General features: G+C 38.7%; 12 protein-coding genes and 2 other annotated features. All 12 genes read left to right on the top strand.

Going from position 1 to position 13695, the window contains the following annotated elements:
• The first annotated feature begins 75 nt into the window (after positions 1-75).
• Complete coding sequence (locus GI584_RS21550; protein ID WP_100358836.1) at positions 76-642, top strand: nitroreductase family protein; 567 nt, start codon at positions 76-78, stop codon at positions 640-642.
• A gap of 839 nt (positions 643-1481) precedes the next feature.
• Entirely contained in the window at positions 1482-3026 is a 1545-nt protein-coding gene (locus GI584_RS21545; RefSeq protein ID WP_153792582.1) for a bifunctional metallophosphatase/5'-nucleotidase, read from the top strand.
• A 202-nt stretch (positions 3027-3228) separates the two neighbouring features.
• Positions 3229-4032: a 3D domain-containing protein gene (locus GI584_RS21540; protein WP_100358838.1), complete on the top strand. Its 804-nt coding sequence runs from the start codon at positions 3229-3231 to the stop codon at positions 4030-4032.
• A 250-nt stretch (positions 4033-4282) separates the two neighbouring features.
• Positions 4283-5575: a Gfo/Idh/MocA family protein gene (locus tag GI584_RS21535; protein ID WP_153792581.1), complete on the top strand. Its 1293-nt coding sequence runs from the start codon at positions 4283-4285 to the stop codon at positions 5573-5575.
• A gap of 279 nt (positions 5576-5854) precedes the next feature.
• Complete coding sequence (locus GI584_RS21530; RefSeq protein WP_100358840.1) at positions 5855-6403, top strand: 3-dehydroquinate synthase II domain-containing protein; 549 nt, start codon at positions 5855-5857, stop codon at positions 6401-6403.
• 86 nt (positions 6404-6489) lie between these two features.
• Positions 6490-6740: a binding site (T-box leader), on the top strand.
• An 80-nt stretch (positions 6741-6820) separates the two neighbouring features.
• Positions 6821-7046, top strand: a binding site (T-box leader).
• Between the two features lie 76 nt (positions 7047-7122).
• The gene (gene trpE / locus GI584_RS21525) at positions 7123-8502 is read left to right on the top strand and encodes an anthranilate synthase component I (RefSeq protein WP_153792580.1); all 1380 of its coding nucleotides are present in this window, start codon (positions 7123-7125) and stop codon (positions 8500-8502) included.
• Complete coding sequence (locus GI584_RS21520) at positions 8499-9086, top strand: anthranilate synthase component II (RefSeq protein ID WP_100358842.1); 588 nt, start codon at positions 8499-8501, stop codon at positions 9084-9086. The genes trpE and GI584_RS21520 overlap by 4 nt, the downstream gene beginning before the upstream one ends.
• Positions 9083-10108 carry an anthranilate phosphoribosyltransferase gene (trpD, locus tag GI584_RS21515; protein WP_100358843.1) on the top strand — a complete coding sequence of 342 codons (1026 nt, stop codon included), beginning with the start codon at positions 9083-9085 and terminating at the stop codon, positions 10106-10108. Before GI584_RS21520 ends, trpD begins: the two co-directional genes overlap by 4 nt.
• A 1-nt stretch (position 10109) precedes the next feature.
• Positions 10110-10889 (top strand): indole-3-glycerol phosphate synthase TrpC, encoded by a 780-nt coding sequence (gene trpC / locus GI584_RS21510; protein WP_153792579.1) that lies wholly within the window; start codon positions 10110-10112, stop codon positions 10887-10889.
• 2 nt (positions 10890-10891) lie between these two features.
• Complete coding sequence (locus tag GI584_RS21505) at positions 10892-11521, top strand: phosphoribosylanthranilate isomerase (RefSeq protein WP_153792578.1); 630 nt, start codon at positions 10892-10894, stop codon at positions 11519-11521.
• Positions 11505-12710: a tryptophan synthase subunit beta gene (gene trpB, locus GI584_RS21500; protein WP_153793046.1), complete on the top strand. Its 1206-nt coding sequence runs from the start codon at positions 11505-11507 to the stop codon at positions 12708-12710. Before GI584_RS21505 ends, trpB begins: the two co-directional genes overlap by 17 nt.
• On the top strand, positions 12703-13491 hold the full coding sequence (trpA, locus tag GI584_RS21495) for a tryptophan synthase subunit alpha (RefSeq protein WP_153792577.1): 789 nt from the start codon (positions 12703-12705) through the stop codon (positions 13489-13491). Before trpB ends, trpA begins: the two co-directional genes overlap by 8 nt.
• Positions 13492-13695 lie beyond the last annotated feature (204 nt).

Raw genomic sequence — 13695 nt, 5'->3', positions numbered from 1 at the left:
CTTGACTCCTTTAACAAATATGATATGATAAATCTTAGTTGAAAATGATTATCAATAACAAGGGAGGGCGTCTTCATGAACTTACAACAACTCATAAAAGAACGTCGCTCGATATCTGCTTATCAGGATAAAGAGGTTCCAGGATTTTTAATAGAAGAATTATTAGAAACAGCTATATGGGTGCCTAATCATAAAATGACGGAACCATGGCGTTTTGTTTTTATACAAGGCGAAGCAAAAGAAAAGTTAGCGGAGATTAACCGTCAAGTGGCGGTGTCAAAAACTAACAGTAATTCAGATGAAGAATTAAAAATAGTGAGCGATAATGCTTATCATAAAATCATGAATGTACCATTTATCTTTTTTGTAGTTAATACACTACATCCACAAGAAAAATTAAGAGAAGAGGATTATGCTTCTTCCAGTTGTTTAATTCAGAACTTTAGTTTATTAGCATGGGAAAAAGGGTTAAGTACGTTTTGGAAAACAGGAAAACTGGCTTTCTGTGAAGAAACAGCAGAATTGATTGGCTTAAAAGATGATGAAAGAGTAGTCGGACAAATACAAGTAGGCTACCCAGCCAAAAACCAATCTCCAGTTCCAAGAAAGTCAGCCAAAGAAAGAATCACCATTATAGAGTAAAACGCATTGGATGCATTGGATTCCGATGCGTTTTTTTGTTGCAAAGGGAAAAAGTGGAGAACAGAATCCATAAACTGCGAAGTAACTTTTGTGTTCCTTCCTCCCATTCTATTTGAGATGAGTCCTAGTCCGACGCTGCGGAAAAACACTCCCTTTCCGTGGGGAACGCTTCAGCCTCCTCGCGAGCAAAGAACGCTCACTGCGGGGTCTTCAGACTGTTCCTTTCCCACAGGAGTGTCGCATTTTTCCGCAGCTTTGAATAGTGTTCTAATAAAGTGATAGAAAGTTCCAAGAATATAGTTCCATGAGTCCATTTCTTTCAACAATCAGAACTCCAAAATTAGCGGAGGCAGAATACGCAGACTCCTGTGGGAACAGCGCGAGCTGAAGACCCCACAGAAAAGCGCACTTTGCTTTTTGAGGAGGCTGAGGCCGTGCCCACGGAAAGCGAAGTATTCTGCCGTAGCGAATGCTAGCACTCACCTTAAATCAGAATGGGAGGAAGCAACACCAAGTCAAATTTTCACAACTTCGCAGTTTGTATCTACTGCGAATCAGATCATTAAATCTAGACAGGTGGTTTGTGCTGTTTAGGGACAAATATATTCTATTGAATGAAAAAAGAAAAGCCGATGAGGTATCTCATCGGCCAAAAGAAAAAGGGGCTATCATTTTGTGAGAAAGCAATCTTTGCAGCATTGCTCAATTTGGAACACTTTAACTATATCAAATAAATGAAAAGGTGGTGTTAAGTCTCAGTTAAGATCATGTAAAGTTTTTCCTGATTCTATTATATAACGTTATAATGATAGATAATAAGGTTCAGAGGAGGAGTTTAAATGAAGACAGTTTCGATTGGTGTTACAAGTGATGTGCACGGTTATATCATGCCAACAAATTATCGCAATAATCAAGAAACACAAATGGGTTTAGCAAAAACAGCTTCTATTTTGAAAGAAATAAGGAGAAAATACGATACCATATTAATAGATAACGGAGACTTTATTCAAGGAAGTCCATTTACATATTATTTTGCCAAGAAACAACCAGATCAACCTAGCCCGATGATTAATATTGCTAATCAATTAAATTATGATCTTGCGGTAATAGGGAATCATGAATTTAATTATGGATTGCATTATTTACAAGAGGCAGTAGAAGTATCTGATTTCCCTTGGTTATCTGCTAACATTATCGATAAAAAAACGAAGCAGCCATTCTTAGGCAAGCCTTATATCATCAAAAAAATAGCGGGTATACGATTTGCCATATTAGGATTAACGACACATTACATCCCAAATTGGGAGGATCCTAATCATATAGAAGATCTTACTTTTGAAGACGCGTGTCAGTCAGCAAAGAAATGGGTAGCAAAAATCCGTGAAACCGAAGCACCTGATGTGATGATTGTTAGTTACCACGGTGGATTAGAACGTGATCCCAAAACAGGGGAGCCAACGGAAGACTTCACAGGAGAAAACCAAGGTTATCAAATCTGTCAGGAAGTAGAGGGGATAGATATATTAATTACAGGTCACCAGCATCGATTTTTGACAGAACAGATTAATGGGGTAACAGTTGTTCAACCTGGGAATAATGGTCAGGCGATCGCAGAAATAACATTAACAATCGATCAAAGGATACAATCGATTACTTCTACCTTGCATTATGTAGATGAACAGACGGAAATAGATCGGCAAGTGGAAAATAGCATAGTAGAGGATGAAAGAGCTGTCCAAGCCTTTTTAGATCAAACCATTACAACTGTGAAGGGGGATATGGAAATATGCGATCCCATGAAAGTGCGGTTAAACGGACACCCTTTTATTAACTATATCAATCAATTACAGATGAATATAGCAGAAGTGGATATTTCCTGTACGGCGTTATTTCACGATCAGTCACCGGGTTTTCCGAAGCAAGTAACGATGAGAGATATTGTAAGTAATTATATTTATCCCAATACACTGAAAGTACTGAAAATCACAGGTCATGATATAAAAGAAGCGTTAGAAAAATCCGCTAGTTATTTTCAACTGGAAAACAAAGAAATAGTCATTAACCCATCTTATTTAGAGCCAAAACCTCAACCTTATAACTATGATATGTGGCAAGGAATTTACTATGAAGTAAAAGTGTCAAATCCAATTGGTGAACGAGTGATTACATTAGAATACCAAGGTCAGCCACTTGAGTTAAGTCAAGAATTTCAAGTCGTTATGAATAATTATCGTGCTAGTGGTGGTGGAGACTATCATATGTTTAAAAATAAAGAAGTGGTGAAAGATATACCAATAGATATGACAGAATTGATTGCTGATGATCTACTGAAGAGGAACGAATTAATACCAAAATCTAATAGTCATTTTCGCATAATCGAATAATGATAGATTTAAAAAAAGTATAAAGATAGAAAAATATTACGAAATGACGTATAAAATCTATCATTGTTGCCCCATAATGACAAATGTGACAAGCCTTTGTAATATCGTAAATTTTGTTACAGACTCTTAAATTGGCTGTAACCACAGCGTATATTCGTTGTGATATAGTGGTGCTTGTCAACATTGAAAGGAGGCAACTATGATGCGAAAGTTTTTAGTGTCAGTAGGTTTTGTTACAACTAGTTTCTTCTTTGTACTACCAATTTCGGCAGCAGAATACGAGGTAGAAAAAGGAGATAGTTTGTGGGACATTGCACAAGAACATAATACAACAGTTGCAGATTTAAAGGAGATTAACAAACTAGATTCAGACTTGATTTTTCCAAAACAAATTTTAGAGATAGATAGAGAAATTACTTACAACGTAGAAAGAGGAGATTCATTAAGTGAAATCGCTGTGGAACATGATGTAACAGTTAGCGATTTAAAAGAATGGAATAACCTCGAAACAGATTTAATAATTATTGATGAAAAATTAACCATCAAGGAAGTAGACAAAGATAAGTCTGAAGCAAGTCCAGAAGAGGAAACTCAGGAAGTAAATCAAACAGAGGAAGCACAGGAAGTAAACAAAACAGAAGAAACGCCAGAAGCTTCTGAGCCTAAGATTGAAAAACAATCCAATACACCAAGTGAAGACTCTTCTGAGCAGAGTGGTGAAACCATTTCAGTGACAGCTACTGCATATACTGCTGAATGTGACGGTTGTTCAGGTGTCACTGCTACAGGTATTGACTTATTGGAAAATCGAAATATGAAAGTAATTGCTGTAGACCCTAGTGTTATCCCACTTGGAACTAGAGTACATGTGGAAGGTTACGGAGAAGCAATTGCAGGAGATACTGGTGGAGCAATCAAAGGGAACAAAATCGACATTCATGTTCCAACAAAAGACGAAGCCTACGAGTGGGGCGTTCGCTCAGTAGACGTTACTATATTAGACTAGTAAAGTAATTAGAAACTCTCTCGTTTTTTAACGAGGGAGTTTTTTTGTACTTTGAACGCTACGAGAATATAATAGCTTTTTATCAAAAAAACGGGTCGTATTGCTATAAGTGTATAATACAAAAACAAATAAAATCAAAAACAATTAAAAAAAATCACAGATTAAGAGTTGCTATTTCAGGGTAAATATCTTATAATTTTAACAACGTTGTTATTAAAGCGATTACAAAATAACATTGGGAGTGTTCAGAGTGAAGAAAAAATATGTATTAGTTGGAACCGGTGGCCGTGCAGAGTTTTTCTATGGGGCAATGGTGCGTGATTTTCAGGAAACATGTGAACTAGTAGCTTTTTGTGATACCAATCAAACAAGATTAAACTATGCTAACAAACTATTAAAAGACAAATATGGAGTCTCAGAAATCAATACGTATACAGCAGATCGATTTGATGAAATGATTGAAACAGAGAAACCAGACATTGTCATTGTAACATCAATGGACCGAACTCATCATCGCTACATTATCCGTGCAATGGAATTAGGCTGTGATGCCATTACGGAAAAACCAATGACAGTAGATGCGGAAAAAACACAAGCGATTATTGATGCAATTGAACGAACAGGTCAAAATGTTCGCGTAACATTCAATTACCGTTATGCTCCACATAATACGAAGATTCGTGAACTAATTCGAGACGGAGTAATTGGTCAAGTTAATTCTGTTCACTTCGAGTGGGCTCTGGATACACAGCATGGTGCGGATTATTTCCGTCGTTGGCATCGTGATAAGCGCAATAGTGGTGGTTTGCTCGTTCATAAATCTACTCATCACTTTGATCTGGTTAATTTCTGGCTTAATACGGAACCAGAGGTTGTCTATGCAACAGGAGGTCTTCGCTTTTACGGGAAAGAAAATGCCGAAGAACGTGGTGTGACTAAGTTTTATGAGCGTGCACACGGAAGCGAATATGCAAAAGAAGATTCATTTGCTATTGATTTAGAATCCAATGAACACTTGAAATCTATGTATTTAGATGCAGAAAAAGAAGACGGATACCACCGTGATCAAAGTGTGTTTGGTGATGGTATTAATATTGAGGATACATTAGGTGTGAATGTAACGTATAAAAATAAAGCGATTTTAACCTATTCCTTAAATGCCTATTTACCATGGGAAGGTTTCCAGATTGCCTTTAATGGTACAGAAGGCCGAATTGAAGTACAAGTACGTGAGCAATCATATATTAATTCAGGTGGTAACAAGAGTGACGAAGGAAAACTGAGCGGGAAAGTAATACGAGTGTTACCAATGTTTGGTGAATCATATGAAGTAGAAGTGGAAGAAAAAGAAGGTGGCCATGGTGGTGGAGACCCAGAATTGTTAAATGATTTATTCGGGGTACCAAAAGAGGATGAATTCAACCGTGCTGCTTCTCATATTGATGGTGCTATTTCGATTTTAACTGGTATTGCCGGAAATAAGTCTTTAGCTACAGGGCAAGCAGTAAAAGTAGATGATCTAGTAGATTTGAAAAGAAAATAATAGACAAAAGGCTGCTGACTAAACTAGTCAGCAGCCTTTAATTTTCTCCTATTCTGCTTGCTCCATTTCAATTACATCATCATTTATAGATTGTTCGTTAGCGGAAAATCCAATCACACCGAAGCATGCGATTAATAGAAGAAATAACACTACTAATAATTTTCTCATATGTTACCCCTCCTAATTTGTAAATCCAACATATATTGTATATGATATTCGGTATAATAACTATGTAATTTCTGTGGAAAAACGCACAAAATTTTGAATGGAGGATAAAAATTGGTAAATAACCTGCAAGAGGCAGAGGTTGTCCGAATTGAGAGTATAGGTAAGGGATCACGGGTCTGTTTAGATTTAGTTGACCATCTTTCCCCGACAGAGGGAATACTTTTAGGAAATACAGGTCATGGCTACTTTTTTGTATTAGCGGAAAATCGTACAACCGATACATACCCTGCCAGACCTTTTCGCGTAAATAGTGGAGCCATTCATCACTATGTTCTCAAAGAAGATGAGAAGACAGCATATTTAGCAGAACTGAAACCGGGTGATAGCATCACGGTTTATAATGAAAAAGGAGAGACGCGAAAACTTGCCATTGGTCGAGTGAAAATAGAAAAACGCCCCCTTATGCGTGTGATAGCAAAAGTTGGCGATACGGAGATTTCGGCGACATTACAAGAAGCAGACAGTGTTCACTTATTAACTCCTGAACACATGGAAAAACCAGCAATTACACTACAAGAAGGTGAACGAATTCTAGTAAAGGTTGATCAGCCAGGTCGACATCTTGGTGAGAAAATTGAGGAAGAAATTATCGAGTTTTAACATTGGATAAATTTTCTGAAAATTCAACCGGAAAGTTATTGACAAAATATCAAGAGCGTACTATGATAGTAACAACATTAAAAAACGTGATGGCATTGACGAAGAGAAGTAGCTTATACTCAAGCACTAAAGAGAGCTGATGGATGGTGCGAATCAGTGTGCATGGTAAGTGAATGGACTTCCGAGCCCCAAACCGAACGATTATCTAGTAGGCTTTGGCGAGATACCCACTCGTTGCAAAAGGGAAGCGTTCATGGATTGATTCATCCATTGACGTATTAAGTGAGCTGTATGGGCAGCTAACAAAGGTGGTACCACGGGTTTCCTCGTCCTTTTCGGATGTGGAAACCCTTTTTGTTTTGTTGGAAAAGCCAAGTGTCCAGTAAAGGAAAAAAGTGTCCAGAAAAATAGTAATCAAATAAATCAATGAGAAGGAAGAGTATAGTTTCCCCCTGTATAACAGAGAGCTGGAGATGCTGAGAATCCGGTATACACGGAAATTGGAATGGACCTTCGAGAGTGCCTTGGAAATAATAGTACAGGGCAACGGCTGATCCCCGTTAACGGATGAAGAGCGGAAGGCTATACATCAAATAGCCCTTCAACAAAAGGTGGCACCGCGGTAAACCAAACCGTCCTTATGCAGACTAATAAAGTTTGTATATGGACGGTTTTTTATATTCGAATAATCAAATTTGAAAAAAAGGAGTCGAACTAAAATGGTTAATTATAAAAGCACGGAACTAAATGGAGATACAATCACACCAATCTCTATCTTCAACAGAATCAAAGGCAAGAAAAAATTCTTACTGGAAAGCTCCGGTAGTCATGATGAAAAAGGTCGCTTCTCTTTCATTGGACTAAATCCATACAAAGAAATTATCGGATCAGCAACGGAGACAACCGTCACGAACCATACCGACGGAACAACCGAATCGATTCAGCAAAAACCGTTAGAAGTAGTCAAGGCACACATTCCCAACGAGGAACTCCCATTACCATACGCTTTTTACAGCGGAGCAATCGGATATATTGGCTATGATGCGATTAGACAATATGAATACATTGGCGAACTGTTGGATGATGAAATTGACATGCCAGATGTCCACATGATGTTTTACCAGGATGTGATTGTTTTTGATCATATGAAACAAAAGGTTACGCTGATGACGGTTAATTTAGATGGTTCAAGAAATGATGACCAATTAGAAGCCAACTTACATCAACTGCAGGATCAAATCTTGACACCAGAACCGACGATGCCTGATGAAGAGTTACTCGTCAGCTTCGAACCATCGATTGAAAAAGAAACATTCTTGAACATGGTCGAAACAGCTAAACAACATATAATTGATGGAGACATTTTTCAAGTAGTCTTGTCACAACGAATGAAAGCAAGCTTTGATGCCGATCCATTCACCTTTTATCGGAGGTTGAGAGTAGCGAATCCATCACCTTATATGTATTTTATCGATTTTGATGATTATATTGTGCTTGGAGCCTCACCAGAGAGTTTAATTAAAACAACCGGACGAAATGTTGTCACAAACCCGATTGCAGGTACAAGACCAAGGGGGAAAACAAAAGCAGAGGATCAGCAATTAGCAACAGAATTATTAACAGATGACAAAGAATTAGCAGAACACAAAATGTTAGTAGATTTGAGCCGGAATGACCTGGGGCGTGTTTGTGAAATTGGTTCGATAACAATACCGAAGTATATGACGATTGAACGTTATCAACATGTTATGCACATTGTTTCAGAAGTGCATGGTGAATTAACTCATAACTACACAGGTTTAGATGCACTGATATCGACACTGCCGGCAGGAACAGTATCAGGAGCTCCGAAAATTCGAGCAATGCAAATTATTAATGATCTCGAAGACAAAAAGCGAGGCGTCTATGCAGGGGCTGTCGGATACATCAATATGAATGGTGATCTCGATTTAGCGTTAGCAATTCGTACGATGGTAATTAAAGGCCAACATGCATATGTGCAAGCCGGAGCTGGCATCGTCTATGACTCTGACCCACATTCGGAATACCAGGAAACGTTAAATAAGGCAAAATCGCTATTGGAGGTTAGTAAAAAATGATTCTTTTAATTGATAACTATGATTCCTTTACCTATAACTTGTTTCAATATATGTCGGAACTAGGAAAACAAGTCGAAGTCGTTCGAAACGACAAGATCAAACTAGAGGAAATCAGGCAATTGAATCCCGAAGCTATTATTCTTTCACCGGGGCCTGGTACTCCTGAAGAAGCCGGAATTTGTATCGATGTTGTGAAAGCTCTATCTAGTGAGTTTCCTATTTTAGGTATATGTTTAGGTCATCAGGCAATTGGTGTTGCATATGGAGCAACTGTTACGCATGCAGGACAGATCAAACATGGTAAAACTTCGATGATTCGTCATCAGAACGATGAAATCTTTAATTATTTAGAGCAACCGTTAGAAGTGATGCGTTATCACTCACTAGTAATTGAGAAAGATACGATACCTGATCAGTTATTAGTAACCGCAACGGCAATGGATGATCAAGAAATTATGGCAGTAAAGCATACCTATTTACCTGTTTACGGACTACAATTTCACCCAGAATCAATTGGAACAGGAAAAGGTAAGCAATTACTAAACAATTTTTTTGAGTCGATTAGAAAGGGGCAAAAAGCATGAAAACATTTTTAAAAAAAGTGATGGAAAAAGAAAATTTGACATTAACAGAAATGGAGGAAGCTGCAAGATTTATTTTTTCAGAAGAAACAAGTGATATTGCCATTGGTGCTTTTTTAGCAGCACTGAAGACAAAAGGGGAAACAGTGGATGAGATTACAGGGCTAGTAAATGTATTGTTAGAAATTTCTCCACTTGCATTGCCGGATGAACTTGCAGGTGCAATGGATAACTGTGGCACAGGAGGCGATGGTTCACAAAGTTTTAATATTAGTACAACTTCTGCTTTTGTCATTGCAGGTGCAGGTATTACCGTAGCAAAACATGGTAATCGTAGTATTTCGAGTAAAACAGGAAGTGCGGATGTATTAGAGCATCTCGGTGTTCCTTTAGAATTCACTCGGCCGGAAACATATGACATTTTAAAACAAAATGGTATTGCCTTCTTATTTGCTCCAAATGTACATCCAGCAATGAAGCGTGCAATGAAAGTGAGAAGAGAATTAGGTGTGCCGACCATCTTTAATGTGATTGGACCATTAACGAATCCTGTTAAACTTACTTCTCAATTGATGGGGACATATCGCCGTGACTCATTAGAAACAATGGCAGGTGTATTGCATAAATTAGGCCGCAAACGAGCATTGATTGTAAATGGTGCTGGCTATATGGATGAAGCATCTTTAGCAGGCGAGAATCATTTGGTATTATTAGATCGAGGTGAAATCATGAAATTCACCCTTAAACCAGAAGAAGTGAACTTGCCTATTGTAGAAAATGATTTAATCAGAGGTGGCGATGCGAAAGAAAATGCAGAGATTTTACGCAATGTATTAGAAGGCAACAAAGGACCACATCGTGACACAGTTTTATTAAATGCAGGGTTAGGCATTTTTGCTAATGGCAAAGCAGATACGGTGCAAAAAGGGGTAGAATTAGCACGAGAGTCAATTGATTCTGGTGCTGCATTAGCCAAATTAGAGAATCTTGTTACGATAAGCAATAAGATGAAACTAGAGGTGTAACATGACTATTTTAGATAAGATTTTAGCAGAAAAAGAGAAGGAAATAGCGGAATTAAAAGATAGCTATCACCCAGGATTAATACAAGGAAAACGTGTGAATGTTTCCTTATATGATACCTTTATGAACGCAGAAAAAATGAGTATCATAGCAGAGATGAAACGTGCTTCTCCTTCCAAAGGGTTAATTAATGATGGGGTCGAACCTGCTACACAAGGACGTATCTACGAAACATGTGGAGCAGGTGCAATCTCGGTGTTAACTGATACGCCGTTTTTCCAAGGAACAATGGAAGATATGCAAGAGGTTAGAGAAGTAGTGGACATTCCAGTATTAAACAAGGATTTTATCATTGATGAAATTCAAATCGATCGTGCCTATGACGCCGGTGCGAATTTGATTTTATTAATCGCAGCAGCCTTGCCTGAACAAAGACTTGCGGAACTATACAATTATGCGGATGAAAAAGGGCTGGAAATATTATTCGAGGTACACAATGAAGAAGAATTAGCAGTTGCCCAAAGAATAGGTGCTCAAATTATCGGCATTAACAACCGTGATCTGAAAACATTTGAAGTAGATCTGGCCACAACGGAGAGACTGGCAGCAAAAATTGACACTACTAAAACATTATTAATCAGCGAAAGTGGCATGAAGGAAAAAGCAGATGTTGAACGTGTGCAGAAAGTTGGCGCCAAAGGGATTTTAGTTGGTGAAACGATGATGCGTTCTGTTGATTTAAAAGAAACATTTGACAGTTTAAGAGTGCCGTTAGGAGAGTAAACATGGTTCAAGTAAAAATTTGTGGGTTACAAAATGAAGAAGCGATTCAAGCTGCTGCAGGAGCAGGTGCAGATTTCATTGGATTTGTGTTTGCCAAAAGTAAACGACGAGTCACAAAAGAACAAGCATCGAAACTGGCTCGATTTGTTCCATCCCATGTGAAGAAGGTCGGTGTTTTTGTCAATGAAAGCATCGAAACAATCCAGGAAATAGCTTATGATGTCGGCTTGGATTATGTACAATTACATGGGGATGAGTCGCCTGCCTTTTGTCAGGAAGTAGGTTTACCAGTTATAAAAGCATTTGAGGTGCGTCAGGCGAATGATCTGGATAATATCGCAGACTATGACTGTGCGTACTATTTATTAGACAGCCCAGCCGGTAAGTACCGTGGCGGTTCAGGCGAAACGTTCGACTGGTCTATAGCAAAAGAATATGACTTTTTGAATAAAAAGATTTTGCTTGCAGGCGGTCTTAAAGTAGGTAATATTGAAGATGCGATCAAAGAAGTGTCTCCTGCTGGTGTAGATGTCTCCAGTGGTGTTGAGACGGATGATGAGAAGGATTTAAACAAAATAAAAGCATTTATAGATGCAGCAAAGAAAGGTGATGGAAATGGCGAACTATCATGAACCAAATGAAACAGGCCATTATGGGGAATACGGTGGCCGTTTTGTACCCGAAACGTTAATGCCAGCCGTTTTAGAATTGGAAAAAGCATATGAAGAAGCTATTCATGATGAGGAATTTTTAGACGAATTTGATTATTATTTAAAAGAATATGTTGGAAGGGAAACACCGCTATATTATGCAGAACGTTTTTCAAAAAAATTAGGCGGTCCGAAAATTTACTTGAAGCGTGAAGACTTAAATCATACGGGTGCTCACAAAATTAATAATGCACTCGGGCAAGCGCTTTTAACCTTACGAATGGGTAAGAAAAAAGTTGTTGCTGAAACAGGGGCAGGTCAACACGGGGTAGCAACTGCTACGGTGTGTGCACTGCTCGGGTTAGAATGTGTAATTTTCATGGGGAAAGAAGATGTGCGCCGTCAGAAGCTTAATGTCTTCCGCATGGAGTTATTAGGTGCTCGTGTCGAAAGTGTCGATCAAGGCAGTGGTACATTAAAGGATGCCGTAAACGAAGCATTGCGTTACTGGGTAAGTCATGTTGAGGACACTCATTATATTATCGGTTCTGTTGTCGGACCGCATCCATTCCCACAAATCGTTCGTGACTTCCAAAGCATGATTGGTACCGAAACGAAAAAACAAGTGAATGAAAAGGAAGGCCGCCTACCAGATGCTGTCGTTGCTTGTATTGGTGGCGGCAGTAACTCAATGGGGATGTTCTATCCATTTGTCGAGGATGAAAAAGTGAAACTATATGGAGTTGAAGCTGGTGGAAAAGGTGTCGATACCGATCAACATGCTGTTACTTTAAGTTATGGAAAAAAAGGTATTCTGCACGGTACGATGACTTATTTATTACAAGACGAAAATGGACAGATTCAAGAAGCACATTCGATTTCTGCTGGTCTTGATTATCCTGGAGTAGGACCTGAGCATAGTCACTTGCGAGATATTGGCCGTGTCAACTATGTGGATATTACAGACGAAGAAGCACTAGAAGGATTACAGGAATTATCGAAAACAGAAGGAATTATTCCAGCATTAGAAAGTGCCCATGCCATTGCATATGCAACGAAACTTGCCAAGGAAATGAACGAAGATGAGGTTATGGTGATTTGTTTGTCAGGGCGTGGCGATAAAGATGTCGAAACAGTGAGAGATGCATTAGGTGGTGAAGCAAATGGGTAAGGCAAAAATAGATCAAGCATTCAATGACGTATTAAAACGTGGTGATAAAGCCTTTGTACCTTATATCATGGCAGGTGATGGTGGATTAGATCAACTGGATGAACAGTTAGCCTTTTTAGAAGATGCAGGTGCAACTGTCGTCGAACTAGGGATTGCCTTTTCCGATCCAGTGGCAGATGGCCCAACGATTCAAGAAGCGGGTCTTCGTGCATTGGCAAACGGCGTATCACTTAGTGCTGTACTAGAAAAATTAAAAGAAAGTAAAGATGAGCGGAATCTCCCGATCGTACTGATGACGTATATTAATCCGATTCATACTTATGGCATAGGGAACTTTGCTAAAGCCTGCGCGGAAGCAGGAATCGACGGATTAATCATTCCGGATTTACCTCTGGAAGAAGAGGGTATCATCGTTCCTGCTTTACAGAACAACGAAATTGCACTCATTCGTTTAGCTGCATTAACAAGCACGGACGAACGGTTAGCAGAAATCGGAAAACGCACGGAAGGCTTTCTCTATGCTGTGACAGTAACCGGCACTACTGGAGTACGCTCTTCCTTCCAAGAAAATCTAGGTGCTCACTTAGAATCACTAAGAGAAAAAAGTAGTGTTCCAGTCCTCGCAGGCTTCGGGGTATCCAATCCAGAGCATGTGCGTTCATTAACAGAGCATTGTGATGGAGTTGTAGTCGGAAGTAAAATTGTTGATTCGTTATATAAGGATGACAAAGCTGCAATACGCGAATTAATCGCATCCGCACACATTTCAAGCCAGAAATAAGAAAAAAGTCGCTTGAGGTTGAGTCCTCAGGTGATTTTTTTTGCACTTTAGAAAAGTGTTTGCACGGTTATCTGCGCAATTCTCTTAGAGCTAAAACTTACCAGTTAAATTGGGTGCTAACTAAATAGAAAATATGTAAGCACAAATTTAATATAGCTAAAATATAATGTGCTTGTTATAATTTTCGGATGAAAAATAGTATAT

It is taken from the genome of Gracilibacillus salitolerans (assembly GCF_009650095.1).
Lineage (GTDB): Bacteria > Bacillota > Bacilli > Bacillales > Amphibacillaceae > Gracilibacillus > Gracilibacillus salitolerans.
The sequence above is the reverse complement of the archived record's forward strand: the minus strand, read 5'-3'. Positions and strand labels throughout refer to the sequence as shown.